This window comes from Streptomyces sp. NBC_01408 (genome assembly GCF_026340255.1).
GTDB lineage: Bacteria > Actinomycetota > Actinomycetes > Streptomycetales > Streptomycetaceae > Streptomyces.
This window is the reverse complement of record NZ_JAPEPJ010000001.1, coordinates 3,265,191-3,280,477: the sequence shown is the minus strand read 5'-3', so window position 1 is coordinate 3,280,477 and position 15,287 is coordinate 3,265,191. Positions and strand designations below refer to the sequence as shown.

Sequence of the window (15,287 nt, the reverse complement as noted above, 5' to 3'; positions counted from 1 at the left end):
CGTCTACGCCTCGCGGATGAAGGCGCGCACCATCTTGCAGGTGACGTTGGACGGGCGGCGGATGGCCGTCCGGACGGCCATGGTCCGGATCTTCCGGTTGGTGGCGCGCTGAGCGTCGTACGTCCCCGAGTCGAGCAGGGATATGGCCAGCCGCATCGCCTTGAGGCGGCGGTTGTGGCTCTCGTACCACTCGCGGGGCAGACCCGCGGGCAGTGGCTTCTTCTTGACCTGCTGGACGATGGTGGCAGTGGCCATCTACAGCCTCCCAAACGGTAGTTGGCGTCCTGTCGTTCTCCCTCGATTTTACCCGGGGCCACTGACAGAAGCCCCTGGCCAGACGGGCCTGGCCAGGGCGTCTCTTTCGGATCTTGTCGGTCGAGCCCGCGTTGTCCGGTGCCGTGCATCGCAAGACGGAGGGGCTCCCGAGTACTGGACGTACTCGGGAGCCCCGACAACGCGGCGAGGCGCGGTGCCGGGCAACGCGGGCCCGGCAAGATCCGAAAGAGACGCCCTAGGCTGGGGCGCATGGAGATCTGGATCAACCCCGCCTGTTCCAAGTGCCGCAGCGCGCTGACCCTGCTGGACGCCGAGGGTGCCGAGTACACTGTGCGCCGCTACCTGGAGGACGTGCCCTCCGAGGAGGAGATCCGCGAGGTGCTCGGGCGGCTCGGGCTGGAGCCCTGGGACATCACGCGCACCTCGGACCCGCTGGCCCGGGAGACCGGGGTACGGGAGCTGCCGCGCGAGGAGACCGAGGCGGCGCGGGAGCGCTGGATCGCCCACCTGGCCGCGCACCCGAAGCTCATCCAGCGCCCGATCATCACCGCCGAGGACGGCACGGCCGTGGTCGCCCGCTCCGAGGAGGCCGTCCGCGAGGCGCTGTCCCGCAAGGGCTGACGCGGCCTCCGGCGGCCCCGGCGCGGTGCCGACTGGATGTTCGGCGGGGTCTACGGGACGGTCCTGGCCAGTGGACTGCTCGCCGCCCTGGACCAGAAGGGCGGGGAGTACACCCCCTTCTACGACGCCAGCTGGGTGCTCGTGACGGCGGCTGCGGGTGGGCTACCGGCTGCGCTCCGCCCTGCTGATCGGCCTGGCGGACGCCACGATCGGCCTGGCCATCATCGTGGCGAACGCTTTCATCAAGTAGCGGCCCGGCGAACGGAGCGGGAGCGGCGCCGCCGCCGGGCCCCGGCGAACGGCGGTCAGCCCGCCGGGAGCTGGTCCTGCGCCTCGGCGAGGATCTCCGTCAGCCGCGCCCCGAACTCCGCCCCGCGCGGGTCCGGCACCCCGGTGCGGGCCGAGTCGAGCAGCGCGTCCAGGGCCCGCCCGTAGGCGCCCGGTACGTCGCTCCAGCCCGGCAGCGTGAAGACGCCCTCGGCCCCGCGCAGTTCCAGGCCCACCCCGGCGGCGGCGCGCGGCGCGCCCAGGCTGAGCACGGCGGTGCTGGCCGCGCCGGAGGAGTGCCGCAGGGCCAGCTGGACCACGTCGGAGGGGCCGCGGGTGGCGCTGACCTCGGTGACCTCGCCGAGGATCGGGATCAGGACGGACAGCGCGTGCGGGCCGACGTCCCACAGCCCGCCCTTGGCCTTGCGCCAGGGGGAGTCGGCGTAGGCACTGGGCGTGCCGTCGGGCGGGAAGACGGCGCCGAGCCAGTGGGCCGCGGCGGTGAACCAGCCCGAGCGGGCGGCCTGTTCCCCGACCCAGCCGGAGGTCGGCTCGGCGAAGCGGAGGGTGAGGAAGACGACGGAGGCGACGCCGTGCCGCTTCACGGCGTCGGCGACGGCCCGGGCGTCCTCCACCTCGGTGGCGACGGGTTTGTCGAGCAGCAGGTGGCAGCCCGCGGCGGCGGCGCGGACGGCGAGCGGAGCCTGTACGTCCGGCGGCAGGGCGAAGGCCGCGACGTCACAGTCGGCAAACAGCTCGTCGGGGTCTTCGTACACCTTCACGCCGTACGCCCGCGCGAGCTCGGCCGCGGCTTCGGGCCGGCGGCCCCACACTCCGGCGAACTCGGAACCGGTGTGGGCGGCGAGGGCGGGGGCGTGGGTCCGGTGGGCCCAAGGACCGGTGCCCAGCAGCCCGACCCGGGGGCGGCGGTCCGAGGGGGGCCGGACGGCGGCGCTCCCGGAGTTGTCTCCAGCGGGACTCAAATCAGACGAAATGCTCACCTTCCCAGTCTGCCCCACCCGGAGGGGTGCGGAACCGCTGCCGGTGGAGTGCGCTCAAGCGTGTTCTGGCGAGCTGGAGTGAGTGCGGGTGCTCAGTGGTGTGATCACACATCCGCCGGCTTCGACCCTTTTGAGATGGGAACGGGAATTCCTGCTTCGAATGCGTGACCTTCGCGGGTGGGCTTCGTTGGATGCGGTGACAGGAGTTGCAGGGGCGGAGCCGGGCGGGGTGGGACAGTGGCGGGACTGCGGACGATCGCCGCGCCATTCGTGGCGCCCGGCCCATCCGGGGTCTCGATCCGTGACCGGCTCAGGCACCTCACGTTTGCGGACGAGAAGGTTCTGCAGCTGGTCGGTGACCACTTGGGCTCGCTGGCGGGAAAGGACCTCAAGGCCCGCTGCCAGGCTGGGCTGGATCACGACACCGAGGCGTGGGCGGAGCGGAAGCGGTCCCTGACCGCCGAGTCGTCTTCCCGGTGGGCCGGGTCGGTCACGAAGGCCACCCACGATCAGTGGGCACTCGCCCGCCGCGCCCAGGTCGCGCACATCCAGAGTCTGGAAGCCGGGGTGCGCACGATCACGCACCGGAGGTCGCTGCCGGTCGGCGAGAAGGGGACGAAGCGGGCGCCGGGCGGATACCGCAGCAAGCGGGAGTGGTTCGCCAAGACCCGGCGTCTGCACCTGCTGGAAGACCGGCTGACCGCAGAGCGGGCCGACCGCGAGACGGGTCTGGTCCGTGTCGTACGCGGCGGGAAGCGGCTGCTCAACACGCGCCACCACCTGGAGCAGGCGCAGCTCACCGCGACCGAATGGCGCAAGCGCTGGGAGACGGAACGGCGGTTCCTCCAAGCGGACGGCGAGTCGGGCAAACGGTACGGCAACGAGACCATCCGCGTCACTCCCGACGGCGAAGTCTCCCTCAAGCTCCCGGCTCCGCTGGCACACCTCGCAAACGCGCCGCATGGCCGGTACGTCCTCACCGGCCGCGTCGGCTTCCCGCACCGGGGCGAGCAGTGGCGCGACCGGATCACCGCGAACCGGGCGGTGGCGTACCGCATCCACGAAGACGTCGGCCGGGGCCGCTGGTACCTGACCGCGTCCTGGCAGGTCCCGCCGGTCCCAACCGTGCCCCTGACCGCGGCCCTGACCGGTGGCGTAATCGGTGTGGACACCAACGCCGACCACCTTGCCGCGTGGCGACTCGACCAGCACGGAAACCCAGTCGGCGAACCGCTCCGCTTCGACTACGACCTCACCGGCACCGCGCAGCACCGCGCAGCACCGCGCAGCACCGCGCAGCACCGCGACGCCCAGGTCCGGCACGCCTTGATCCGCCTGCTGCATTGGGCCAAGCGCCATGGCCTCGCGATCGCGGTCGAGGACCTCGACTTCACCGCCGAGAAGACCCGGGAAAAGCACGGCCACCGCAAGCGGTTCCGCAAGCTCATTTCCGGCATGCCCGTCTACAAGCTGCGCGCCCGGCTCGTCAGCATGGCGACCGAACTCGGCATCACCATTGTCGCCGTCGACCCGGCCTACACCTCCAAGTGGGGAGCTCAGCACTGGCAGAAGCCCCTCACCAGCAACAACCGCAAGACCACTCGCCACGACGCAGCCGCCGTGGCGATCGGCAGGCGCGCCCTGGGGCACCCGATCCGGCGACGGACGGCACCGCCCCGCACCCACCAGAGCGATGGGTGCGGGCATCGGACCGTCCAGGCCCGACCGGGCACCCCAGGGCGTGAGGGAAACCGTCCCCGCATCCCCGGACCACGGACACGATCCGTCGGCGCCGGACGCGGAGAGAACGCGGTGGACCAGAACGCCCAACACCGTTCGGGGCGTTCGGCTGAGCATGAGTCCTGACAACAGGACTGACTCCCGCTCAGTCTCTAGGAACGGTGCTCCCCCACCAACCCGCACAACCCGCCCGACCTGCGGTGCAAACCTCGGTAACACGGGGTTCACACACGGGCAACGGATGGGAAATCGCGGCCGGGCACGCTGCGGTCATCACCGCAGCGATGAAGCAGCGACCAGCAGCACCCGCAGAGTCTGAGGATGGGGCCCGTGAGCTACAAGGCTGAGTACATCTGGATCGACGGCACCGAGCCGACGGCGAAGCTTCGTTCCAAGACGAAGATCATGGCCGACGGCGACGCGCTGCCGATCTGGGGCTTCGACGGTTCGAGCACCAACCAGGCCGAGGGCCACGCCTCCGACCGCGTGCTCAACCCGGTGTTCTCCTGCCCGGACCCGATCCGCGGCGGCGAGAACGTCCTCGTGATGTGCGAGGTCCTGAACATCGACATGACCCCGCACGAGTCGAACACCCGCGCGCTGCTGCGCCCGGTCGCCGAGAAGTTCGCGGCCCAGGAGCCGATCTTCGGCATCGAGCAGGAGTACACCTTCTTCGACGGCACCCGGCCGCTCGGCTTCCCGGTCAACGGCTTCCCGGCCGCGCAGGGCGGCTACTACTGCGGTGTCGGCTCGGACGAGATCTTCGGCCGCGACATCGTCGAGAAGCACCTGGACCACTGCCTCGCGGCGGGCCTGAGCATCTCCGGCATCAACGCCGAGGTCATGCCCGGCCAGTGGGAGTTCCAGGTCGGCCCCGTCGGTCCGCTGGAGGTCTCCGACCAGCTGTGGATCGCCCGCTGGCTGCTCTACCGCACCGCCGAGGACTTCAACGTGTCGGCGACGCTCAACCCGAAGCCGGTGAAGGGCGACTGGAACGGCGCGGGCGCGCACACCAACTTCTCCACCAAGGCGATGCGCGAGGACTACCGCGCGATCATCTCCGCCTGCGAGGCCCTGGGCGAGGGCAGCAAGCCGCTCGACCACGTCAAGAACTACGGCGCCGGCATCGACGAGCGCCTGACGGGCCTGCACGAGACGGCCCCGTGGAACGAGTTCAGCTACGGCGTCTCGGACCGCGGCGCCTCGGTCCGCATCCCGTGGCAGGTGGAGAAGGACGGCAAGGGCTACATCGAGGACCGCCGCCCGAACGCGAACGTGGACCCGTACGTGGTGACCCGCCTCATCACGGACACCTGCTGCGCCGGCCTGGAGAAGGACGGCCTGGTCTGACACGCAGTACTCCGCCTGTCCGACGACGCCCGCCGAGCCCTCGTGGCCCGGCGGGCGTCGCCCGTTGGCACTTTGTCCCGGTTGGGCGGGGATATCCCGGTGCCCGGTCGAGACCTTCTCGCGGAATATGAGATTCCGCTCCACTGGTCGAGACGGGGTCTGCCCCGGGCACCGCACATCTGCTTGAATGAGCGCATGGCCAGCTACTCGCACACCTCGACCGGTCGCAGCGACCTCGAGCCGTTCTGGCCTTCCCGTCAGGATCACGATTTCGACCGGGTGTGTTGCCGCGCGAAGAACGCGCCGGCCCTCTAAAGCCTCCGGAACCTCCCACCAGACCTTCCCGAGGCCTTCGGTCTGCGCGGTACGACGACGTCCTTCCGTACGTCTCCTGCCGACCACTCCGCGTGAAAGAGCTGACCACTCATGGCCAACACCCGTACCCTGACCTCCGCTTCCTCCGCTGCGACCGCCGCCCTGCCCCCCTTCCCTCCCAGTGCCCGCCACCGGCTGCGTTCCGTGGACCGGGACGAGGCGGTCCGCGTGGTGGACTTCCTCCCGCCCGGGGCCACCTGGCTGCCCGCCCCCCAGCACACCCTGCCGACGCTGCCGGGCCGGCCGCCGATGGTCGGCTACCTGGTCCTCGTACCGGCCGACCAGCAGCCGCCGACCGCCTTCGCCCCGCCGACCGCCTTCGCCCCACAGGCCGTTGCCGCCCCGCAGGCCCCGGCGCTCCCCTCGGACGCCGCCGGCGCCGCGGGCGAGAGCCCGGTCCGCATCGACCCGGCGCAGCGCACGGCCGAGGTCGACGGGCAGGTCCTCGACCTGACCTACCTGGAGTTCGAGCTGCTGGCCCACCTGGTGGCGCACCCGCACCGGGTGCACAGCCGGGACCAGCTGGTGACCACGGTCTGGGGCTACGGGCACGTCGGCGACGGCCGGACGGTGGACGTCCACATCGCCCGCCTGCGCCGCAAGCTGGGCGCCGCCCACCGTGGCTCGATCCAGACGGTGCGCCGCGTGGGCTACAAGTACACGCCCTGACGGACCCGCTGACATGACGGTGGGCCCGTACTCCGCGAAGGAGTACGGGCCCACCGGCCGTACGGGACCAGGCGCCGTCCGGGCGGAGAGGACCTAGACGGCCGCCCCGCGGCGGCGGGCCGCGACGAAGCCGAGCAGTGCGTCGACCGCCAGGAACACGAGCAGGCTGATCCCCAGCAGCGGGATGAACCAGCCGACCACGGCGGTCACCGCGGCCAGCGGCAGCAGGGCCGTCACCGGCAGCTTGCGCCAGGCGCCGCGCGGCTGCGCACGGCCCACCGACAGCTTGCGGTCCTTCGTCGGACGGCGCAGCCACCACATCCGGTAGCCCCAGAACACGAGGAACATCACCGCGACGGCGAGCGCGGCCAGCGCGAGCTGGTTGGCGAGGCCGAAGGTCAGGCCCATGTGCAGGTCGATGCCGAAGCGCGTCAGCTGGGCGAGCACGGGGTAGTCGGCGAAGCGCAGTTCGTCCAGGACCCGGCCGTCGGCGGGGTCGAGGGCGACGGTGTCCAGGTGCACCGGCACCTGCTTGTCCTTCTCCTTGACCACGTACCCCTTGCCCTTGGCCGGCAGGGTCACCTGGAGGGACTCGGTGACCCCGGCGGCCCGCGCGGCCTCGACGGCGCGGTCGATGCCGATGTCGGCGGTGGGCGCGGGAGGCGGCATCTCCATGCCCTCGGTCATGACATGGCCGGCGTGCTCGTCGGCGCCGCCGGAGGCCGCGCCGGGGTTCAGGGCCGCCGAGACGGCGGGGGTGGCGCCGCCGAGGCCGTCCTGGAGCTGCCCGATGTTCTCCCCGGCGTACTTGGACCAGGTCAGGCCGGTGGCGGAGAGGAGGACGAGACCGGCGACGGCCCAGAGGCCGACGGTCCCGTGCCAGGACAGGGTGCGGCGCCGGCCGGTGGCCTTGCGGTCCGGGAGGACGAGTTCAGCCTTCCGCTTGCGGCGGCGGCCGATCCACAGCCCGAGGCCGCCCAGGGCGACCACCCACAGCCAGCTCGCGGCGAGCTCGCTGTAGTTGCGGCCGAACTCCCCGAGCTGAAGGCTGGAGTGGAACTCGCTCAGCCAGGCCCGCAGGGGCAGGGCGTCGCCGACGGTGGCGAGCTGTCCGCGCACCTCGGCCGTATACGGGTCGACGAACACGGTGAGGGTCTCGCCCTCCGCGAGCCCGGGGCTCTCCATGACGACCCGGGTGGTGGCCTCCGCGTCCGGAGCGGGCCACACGGACAGGACCTCGCCCTTGGGCGCGGCGCCCCGGGCCGCCTCGACCTGGGCGCTCAGCGGCCGGACCTCGTCGCCGACCCGGGCGACGGTCAGCTCGTCGGCGTAGAGGATCTTCTCGGCCTGCCACGAACCGGCGTACAGCAGGCCGGTGGTCGCGGCGAGGAACAGCAGGGGGGCGATCAGCAGGCCCGCGTAGAAGTGCAGGCGCAGGAACAGCGGCCGCAGGGCCGCCCAGCCGCCGCGCCGGGGTATCGCGGCGCCCGGAGCGGTGCCGTCGGGCGAGGAGGAGTCCGGAGCGGGTGCTTCCGGAGCAGGTGCTTCCGGCGTGCGGACATGGTGGATCTCGTCAAGAGACATGGTGGTCCTTGGAAGTGGCGAGAACAGGGGAAACCGACCCCCGGTCTCGCCGTTCGCCACTCAGGCGCAGGCAGGACGGCCGGGGGCCGTGGCTCGGTACCGCGGGCCACGGACGGGCGGCCCGCGCCGTACGACGGCATGGGCGTGCACGGCTCCCCGCAGCCGGCGCGGCCGTTCGCGCGCGGGCCGGCTCGCGGGCGGCGCGGGCGGCAGGGGTGCGGCGACCCGCGCGCCTACCAGGGCGAGTGCGCGGGAGAGCGGCCGGGCCGCCAGCAGGGCGGCGGAGCCCAGGATCCGGGTCAGCCGGAAGACGGCGGCCTCGCCCCGGGCCAGCCAGAGGGCGCAGAACAGCCCGGCGAGCACGTGCGCGGCGATCATCCCGGCACCGCCGTGACCGGCGCCCCCGTGCCCGGCCATGCCCGCCATCCCCGCCAGGTCGGCCATCCCGGCGATGTCGGCCATGCCCGCCATGTCGGCGATCCCCGCCGGGTCCGGGGCCGGGCCGGTCAGCGCGCCCGCGCCCGCGTCCATGTCCATGCCCGGCATGTGGTGGTGGCCGGGTCCGTGCGCCGGCTCCGGCGCGGGTACGGCCACGGGCGGGTGCGCGGGCCGCGCCGCCTGGCTGCCCGAGAAGACGAGGTGCAGCACCCCTTGTACGGCGAGCAGCGCGGCGGTGATCCCCACCGGCCCCCGCCGCCGCCCGGCGCCGAGCCAGGCGAGCCCGCCGGTCACCGCGAAGGCACCCAGGAGCCCCGGGAGCGGTATGTCCGCTCCGGACATGGCCGCGTGCCCGGCCGCGCCCAGGGCGACGCACACCGCCGCGAAGATCGCGGCCCGCAGGACGCGCATCGGCGCGGAACTCTCAGACATGGCCGGAACATGCTCCCACGAGGCCCGGTGACGCCCGCAGGAGGGTGGTATCCGATCATGGACGGGTGAATCCATTGCCACTGGGAGCGGTCTACGCGGGCGCGGTGCAGCTCGGGGCGTACGCCCTGGAGCGGATCGGGGCGGCGGAGCGGGAGCAGGTGCTCCGGACCTGCTCGACGAATGTCGACAACCTCGCCGCCGGGCGCTGGGAGACGCTGGTCAGCAGCGCCTTCGTCGTCGAGGAGCCGATGCCCCTGCCCTACGCGCTGCTGCTCGTCGCGGTCCTCGGGTACGCCGAGTACGCGTACGGCGCCTGGTGGACGGCAGCGGTGTTCCTCTTCGGGCACACGACCGCGACCCTCCTGGTCTACGGGGCCCTGCACCGGACGCCCGATCAGGGCGTCCGGCGGGCCCTGGACGTGGGGACCAGCTACGGGTTCAACGCCGTGCTCGGCGCCCTGACCTCCGCCCTGCCGCGCGGGGCGGTCCGCACGGCCGCCCGGATCGGGCTGCTGGCGCTGGCCGCGGCGCCGGTCCTGCGGCGGGACCGGACCTTCACCGACGCCGGGCACCTGGCGGCCCTGGGGCTGGGCATCGGGGTCTCACTGGCCGCCGATTGTCGTTCCGGAGCAAATCGTCAGAAAATTGCACAGATCGCCATATGAATCTCCCTATGACACGAGTAACGCGCACCGCGCTGGAGCTGCCAAGATGACCGCCACCCCCTCCACCACCGTCGCCAATCTCCGCGACCTCGGCGGCACCCCGCTCTCCGGCGGCCGCACCGTCCGCACCGGCCTGGTGCTGCGTTCGGGCCAGCTCGACCGGCTCGACCTCGCCGCCGACCCGGCCGTGGCCGCGCTGGGCCTGCGTACGGTCATCGACTTCCGCACCGAGGCGGAGCGCGTGGCCCACCCCGACCGGGTGCCGCAGGGCGTGCGCGTCCTGGTGGAGGACGTACTGGCGGACAAGGTGAGCGCCGGCCGGATGCCCGCCGCCGCGCAGCTCAAGGACCTCCTCGGCGACCCGGTGGTGGCCGAGGAGCGCCTGGGCGGTGGCAAGGTGCAGGCGCTGTTCGCCGACATCTACCGGTCGTTCGTGACCTCCGGCTCCGGCCAGGCCGCGTACCGGACCCTGCTCACCGAGCTCGCCGACCCCGGGGCCGGGCCGCTGCTCTTCCACTGCACGGCCGGCAAGGACCGTACGGGCTGGGGCGCGACCGTCGTCCTGGCGCTGCTCGGCGCCGACGAGGAGACGATCACGGCCGAGTACCTGTCGGTGAACCCGGCGGTCAAGCAGGCCTTCGCCCCGATGATCGAGGGCTTCACGGCGGCCGGCGGCGACCCGGACATCGCCCTCGCGCTGATCGGCGTCTTCCCGTCGTACCTGCGCGCCGCGCTGGACGAGGTCGAGACGCGCTACGGCTCCATGGAGAAGTACGTGCGCGAGGGGCTCGGGGTCTCCGACGGGACGGTCGAGGCGCTGCGCGCCCGTCTTGTGGTCTGAACCCGGACGGCCGAGCGCGAGACACCCCTAGGGGGTGTCCGGTGGGTCAGGGTCGGACAGCCCGGGTCGGCTGGTGCCGTGGATTGCAAGGCGGAGGAGGGAGTCACTGCGGAGCATTGACGACCGACGACAACGCGGCAAGCCGCGGCGCCAACCGACCCGGGCCCGGCCATGATCCACCGGACACCCCCTAAGGCCCGAACGCCTGCGCGGGGACGGGTGACCATCCGACGATTCGCTCGTTCTGCTGAACGTGACTGCGCCGGATACCGCCACCCGCCCCCTGTCTCCCGACGTCGAACAGGCCGAGGCCGCCATCGTCGAGCACTACGCGCGGCTGGTGCGGCTCGCCTACCTGGTGCTGCCGCCCTCCCTCGGCCGCAACCGGCGGGTGCTCACCGCCCATTCGCTCGTCCAGCGGGCCCTGCCGCGCGGGCGGCGGGCGGCCGACGCCGACGCGGCCGCCGTGCGGGGCGGGGTCCCGGGCCAGCGCGGCGCGGACGACTCCGGGTATCCGTACGTCCGGCTGCGCGTGCTGCGCGCCGCCCTGGAGGGCGGGATCCCGCTGACCTTCCGGGCCCTGCCCCGGCGCGCGCAGCTCCCGCCGGTACTCCCCCAGGTGTGGGGGCTGCGGCTGTTCCCGCGCTCCGGCGGGGCCGAGGAACTGGCCCTGGACCAGTGGCTGGCCACCCTCGACGGCCCCGGGCGGGCCGCCTGCGTCCTGCGGGCCCTGGAGCGGCTGCCCGAGGCGGAGGTGCTCCGGGTGCTCACCGAGGCCGGGGTCGCGGACCCCGCCGCCGCGGTCGCCGGGTCGGGGGACCCGCTGCACGACGCCCTCTTCGCCTCCCCCGAGTTCGACCCGTGCGTGCTCCAGGCCCGGCCCACCGACCTGCTGCGCCGGCGCCGGCTGACCCGGGCCGCCCTCGCCGCCGGGGCCGCCCTCGCGGTGTGCGGGGCGCTGCTCGCGCTGCCCGGCGGGGGCTGGGGCGCGGACGGGGCCGCGGCCCCGCCGTACGCGCGCAACGCCGCCGCCGAGCAGGCCCTGGATCCGGCGAAGCTGGTCCGGGCCGCGCCCGCGCTGTGGCGTACGTCCTCCCGTACGGACTTCTCCGCCTGGCCCGCGCGCGGCGACCGCGCCGACGACGCGGAGCTGCTGCGCCGGGCGCTGGCCGTCTGGGCGCGCCCCGGCGCCTCCGTGGTCGTCTCGGCGACGCCCGGCACCCCCGCCGGGCCGCCGATGGGCCCGCCGCAGCTGCTGTTCGCGGGCGCCGTGGACCAGGCCGTGGTGGTCCTGCTGTACGACGGGCTGCGCGTGGTGCGGTACGCCGAACCGCGCGCCGGCACCACCGGCGCCGCCCTCGACTTCGCCCGGACCGACGGGGCCTCGGCGGACACCGCGACCGCGCTGGTGCTCAGCCGGGTCGACGGGAACGTCCGCTACCTCGCCGCGCCCTGGGTCACCGGCGCGGCCCTGCGCGACCTGCTCAAGCCCGGCGACGCGCCGGCCCCGCTGAAGCTGACCCCGGACGGGCTCACCCCGCCGGTGGCGGGCCCCGCCCCGTCGGGCAGCTGTACCGGCTGGAACGCCCTGGCCCTCACCGGCGACGGCGCCACCCGGCTGATCACGGACCTCGGTGAACTGACCCCGGCGCGGCTGACCTCGGGCGCTCCGGGCGCCGAGCGCGATGTGGCGGAGGCCGCGGAACTCGGGGACTGGTCGAGGATCGCCTGTCTGCTGCCCTCGGTCCGCTCGCACGGGGTCCGCACGGTCAACGCCTGGACCTACGCGAAGCAGCCGCTGCCCGAGGGCGACGGGACGGCGGCCTGGCTCTGCACGCGGGCCGAGACCTGGCAGGGCGCGGCCGACCGGGTGCAGGCGCAGTTCCTGGCCCCGGGTGCCGCGCTGGCGGCGCAGGCGGCCAGGTCGGAGGGGTCCGCGGCGTGCGGGCCGCGGGAGCCGCGGGTGCTGGCGGGCGTGCTGTGGAAGTCACGGGCGGGCCAGTGGTACGTGCTCGCGGCGGGCAGTGCGCAGTTCGCCTCGCTGTCGGTGTCCGGCGGCGGAGTCAGCGGGTCCGCGAACGGGAACCGACTGGCCGTCAAGGCTCCGGAGGGCGCCCAGGTCGACTTGTCGGGCAAACTCACGGACGGCACCAAGGCGGGCGTGCTGCGCTGAGCGGCCGCCCGGGCCGCGCGACGGACGGCCCCGGCGGGCCCCGGCGGTCCCCGGAGCCGATCGGCCCGGGGTCCCAGGAAATGGGCGCAGAGGGGTTCTCCTCCCCTCTACCCATCAGTACATTGACGCCATGTCTAATACGCCGCTCGCGCCCGCCCCCGTGGCGTCGGAACACATAGACCTCGCCCCGCGGAACGTGTCCTTCGGCTGGGAGCACACCCCGCTCCACTGGCTGCCGAACGATCCCTTCGCCGGGCACATGATCAATGTGCTGCACCTGCTGCTCCCCGCGGGTGAGCGCTGGTTCGTGCACGTCTACAAGCAGGTGCTGCCCCTCATCGAGGACGAGCGGCTGCGGGCGGACGTCGTCGGCTTCATCGGCCAGGAGGCCATGCACGCCGCCGCGCACGACGACGTACTGCCCCACCTCAAGCGGCTCGGCCTGGACCCGACGCCCTACACCGCGCAGGTGGACTGGCTCTTCGAGAAGCTGCTCGGCGACCGGACCCTGCCGCCGGGCCGGGCGCGCCACTGGTGGCTGATGGAGCGCGTCGCGATGATCGCGGCGATAGAGCACTACACGGCGTTCCTCGGTGACTGGGTCCTGAACGCCGAGGAGCTGGACCGGCGGGGCGCCGACCCCACCATGCTGGACCTGCTGCGCTGGCACGGGGCGGAGGAGGTCGAGCACCGGTCGGTGGCCTTCGACCTCTTCATGCACGTGGACGGCAACTACCGCCGCCGGGCCCGGACCTGGGCGACCGGGTTCTCGGCCCTGGTCTTCCTGTGGCAGCGGGGCGTGCGGTTCTTCATGGAGAACGACCCGCACCTGGTGGACGGCAAGGCCTCCTTCGGCCAGTTCTTCCGCGCCGGGCAGCAGGGGGTGCTGCCCTCCACGGGCTCCATGCTGAAGTCCGTCCCGAAGTACCTCTCCCGTACGTACCACCCCTCGCAGGAGGGCTCGACCGCCCAGGCGGCGGCCTACCTCGCCACCTCCCCCGGGGCGAACGGCGGTGCGCGGGCATGAGGCGCGCCCTGACGGTCACGGCTGTGGCGGGAGCGGCCTGGGTGGCGAAGCGGGCCCTGCGCCACCGCATAGCGCGGTCCCCCCTCTGGCCCCTGCCGGCCCTGGAGACCCCCGTCTCGGGCCACTCCCCGCGCCGCCGGCTGCGGGCGCGGATCACCTCCCGTACGCAGCCGGCGGAGGGCGTGCTGCTGCTGACCCTGCGCTCCCCCGAGCTCCCGGCGTGGACCCCGGGCGCGCACGTGGACATCACCCTGCCGTCGGGGCTGGTCCGCCAGTACTCCCTGTGCGGGGACCCGGCGGAGGCGGGTGCGTACACGATCGCGATCCGCCTGGTCGAGGACGGCCGCGGCGGCTCCCGCGAGGCGCACGAGCGGCTGGTGGAGGGCGCCGAACTCGAACTGCGGCCCCCGCGCAACCGCTTCGAGCTGGTCCCGGCGCCCTCGTACGTCTTCGTCGCGGGCGGCATCGGCATCACCCCACTCCTGCCGATGCTCAGGGCGGCCACGGCGGCCGGCGCCGAGTGGACCCTCCTGTACGGGGGCCGCAGCCGGGCGAGCATGCCCTTCCTCCCCGAACTGGCCGTCCACGGCGACCGGGTGGTGCTCTTCCCGCAGGACGAGGCGGGCCTGCCCGACCTGGCCCCGCTCGCCGCGGCCCGGCCGGGCACCCTGGTCTACTGCTGCGGCCCGGACCCCCTGATGCGGGCCGTCACCGAGGCCTCCCCCGATCCGGCGGCGGTCCACCTGGAACGTTTCGCCCCCGCGGCGGCCGGCCCGGCCGAGCCCTTCACGGTCGAACTCCGCCGCTCGGGCCGCACGATCGAGGTCGCGGCGGACGAGTCCACCCTCACCGCGGTCCGCCGGGCGCTGCCCGACACCCCGTACTCCTGCGAACAGGGCTTCTGCGGCACCTGCCGGCAACGGGTCCTGTCGGGCGAGGTGGCCCATCGCGACGAACTCCTCACGGACCAGGAACGCGAGGACTCGATGCTCCTGTGCGTCTCCCGCGCGAAGAGCGGCCGCCTCGTCCTGGACCTTTGACGTCCTGACGCCCCCTCAGCGCGCTTCAGCCCTGGCCAGGGGTGGGGAGGGGCGAAGTAGGGTGTCCGCATGACAACCGGGGTGCGACGCAGGATGGGTGTCGAGGAGCGGCGGCAGCAGTTGATCGGGGTGGCCCTGGAGCTGTTCAGCCACCGGTCGCCCGACGACGTGTCGATCGACGAGATCGCGGCTGCGGCCGGGATATCGCGGCCGCTCGTCTATCACTACTTTCCCGGCAAGCTGAGCCTGTACGAGGCCGCGCTGCGGCGGGCCGCCGACGAGTTGGCGCTGCGGTTCGTGGAGCCCCAGGAGGGGCCGCTCGGGGCGCGGTTGCTGCGGGTCATGGGGCGGTTCTTCGCCTTCGTGGACGACCACGGGCCCGGTTTCTCGGCGTTGATGCGCGGAGGGCCGGCGGCCGGGAGCAGCCGGGCCAACGCCATGATCGACGAGGTCCGGCAGGCCGCGTACGAGCAGATCATCGCGCACATCGGGGTCGAGCGGCCGCCCGCGCGGCTGGAGCTCGTGGTGCGGTCGTGGGTGTCCCTCGCCGAGTCCACCGCGCTGATCTGGCTGGACGGGCGGAAGATCCCCCGGGCCGAGCTGGAGCTCCAGCTGGTGCACGACTTCGCGGCGCTGGCCGCCGTGAGCGCCGCGTACGACACGGAGATGGCGGGGATCCTGGTGCGGATCCTGTCCGGGGAACCTGCCGACGGGCCCTTCGGGGAGCTGGTCGGCCGGCTCGGCGGACTCGTTCCGGGCGGGGCCGACGACCCGCGATGATCAAGCAC

General features: G+C 73.4%; 14 protein-coding genes. 10 read left to right on the top strand and 4 right to left on the bottom strand.

The window, feature by feature from the left end:
• Positions 1-3: 3 nt before the first annotated feature.
• Positions 4-255 carry a hypothetical protein gene (locus OG447_RS14935; RefSeq protein WP_266936979.1) on the bottom strand — a complete coding sequence of 84 codons (252 nt, stop codon included), beginning with the start codon at positions 253-255 and terminating at the stop codon, positions 4-6.
• Positions 256-525: 270 nt separating this feature from the next.
• Here OG447_RS14935 and OG447_RS14930 point away from each other — a divergent pair, with 270 nt between their 5' ends.
• A complete protein-coding gene (locus tag OG447_RS14930; protein WP_266936978.1) occupies positions 526-897 on the top strand; it encodes an ArsC/Spx/MgsR family protein in 372 nt (123 codons plus the stop codon).
• Between the two features lie 305 nt (positions 898-1,202).
• On the opposite strand, the gene OG447_RS14925 is transcribed toward OG447_RS14930, so the two are convergent.
• On the bottom strand, positions 1,203-2,075 hold the full coding sequence (locus OG447_RS14925) for a Gfo/Idh/MocA family protein (protein WP_266938882.1): 873 nt from the start codon (positions 2,073-2,075) through the stop codon (positions 1,203-1,205).
• A gap of 327 nt (positions 2,076-2,402) precedes the next feature.
• Between OG447_RS14925 and OG447_RS14920 the strand changes: the two genes are divergently transcribed.
• The 3 genes from OG447_RS14920 to OG447_RS14910 all read left to right on the top strand — a co-directional run bounded on the left by OG447_RS14920 (position 2,403) and on the right by OG447_RS14910 (position 6,299).
• Positions 2,403-4,031 carry a transposase gene (locus tag OG447_RS14920; protein WP_266936977.1) on the top strand — a complete coding sequence of 543 codons (1,629 nt, stop codon included), beginning with the start codon at positions 2,403-2,405 and terminating at the stop codon, positions 4,029-4,031.
• Positions 4,032-4,235: 204 nt separating this feature from the next.
• A complete protein-coding gene (glnII, locus tag OG447_RS14915; protein WP_266936976.1) occupies positions 4,236-5,255 on the top strand; it encodes a glutamine synthetase in 1,020 nt (339 codons plus the stop codon).
• A gap of 426 nt (positions 5,256-5,681) precedes the next feature.
• The gene (locus OG447_RS14910; RefSeq protein WP_266936975.1) at positions 5,682-6,299 is read left to right on the top strand and encodes a winged helix-turn-helix domain-containing protein; all 618 of its coding nucleotides are present in this window, start codon (positions 5,682-5,684) and stop codon (positions 6,297-6,299) included.
• 93 nt (positions 6,300-6,392) lie between these two features.
• On the opposite strand, the gene OG447_RS14905 is transcribed toward OG447_RS14910, so the two are convergent.
• Positions 6,393-7,883 (bottom strand): PepSY domain-containing protein, encoded by a 1,491-nt coding sequence (locus tag OG447_RS14905; protein WP_266936974.1) that lies wholly within the window; start codon positions 7,881-7,883, stop codon positions 6,393-6,395.
• A 60-nt stretch (positions 7,884-7,943) separates the two neighbouring features.
• Positions 7,944-8,753: a hypothetical protein gene (locus OG447_RS14900; RefSeq protein ID WP_266936973.1), complete on the bottom strand. Its 810-nt coding sequence runs from the start codon at positions 8,751-8,753 to the stop codon at positions 7,944-7,946.
• A 65-nt stretch (positions 8,754-8,818) separates the two neighbouring features.
• Between OG447_RS14900 and OG447_RS14895 the strand changes: the two genes are divergently transcribed.
• The 6 genes from OG447_RS14895 to OG447_RS14870 all read left to right on the top strand — a co-directional run bounded on the left by OG447_RS14895 (position 8,819) and on the right by OG447_RS14870 (position 15,279).
• Positions 8,819-9,418 carry a rhomboid-like protein gene (locus OG447_RS14895; RefSeq protein ID WP_266936972.1) on the top strand — a complete coding sequence of 200 codons (600 nt, stop codon included), beginning with the start codon at positions 8,819-8,821 and terminating at the stop codon, positions 9,416-9,418.
• A gap of 46 nt (positions 9,419-9,464) precedes the next feature.
• The gene (locus tag OG447_RS14890; RefSeq protein WP_266936971.1) at positions 9,465-10,259 is read left to right on the top strand and encodes a tyrosine-protein phosphatase; all 795 of its coding nucleotides are present in this window, start codon (positions 9,465-9,467) and stop codon (positions 10,257-10,259) included.
• A 244-nt stretch (positions 10,260-10,503) separates the two neighbouring features.
• The gene (locus OG447_RS14885) at positions 10,504-12,432 is read left to right on the top strand and encodes a hypothetical protein (RefSeq protein ID WP_266938881.1); all 1,929 of its coding nucleotides are present in this window, start codon (positions 10,504-10,506) and stop codon (positions 12,430-12,432) included.
• 130 nt (positions 12,433-12,562) lie between these two features.
• Positions 12,563-13,459 (top strand): metal-dependent hydrolase, encoded by an 897-nt coding sequence (locus OG447_RS14880; protein ID WP_266936970.1) that lies wholly within the window; start codon positions 12,563-12,565, stop codon positions 13,457-13,459.
• Complete coding sequence (locus OG447_RS14875) at positions 13,456-14,499, top strand: PDR/VanB family oxidoreductase (RefSeq protein WP_266936969.1); 1,044 nt, start codon at positions 13,456-13,458, stop codon at positions 14,497-14,499. Before OG447_RS14880 ends, OG447_RS14875 begins: the two co-directional genes overlap by 4 nt.
• 69 nt (positions 14,500-14,568) lie before the next feature.
• The gene (locus tag OG447_RS14870; protein ID WP_266936968.1) at positions 14,569-15,279 is read left to right on the top strand and encodes a TetR/AcrR family transcriptional regulator; all 711 of its coding nucleotides are present in this window, start codon (positions 14,569-14,571) and stop codon (positions 15,277-15,279) included.
• Positions 15,280-15,287: the final 8 nt, after the last annotated feature.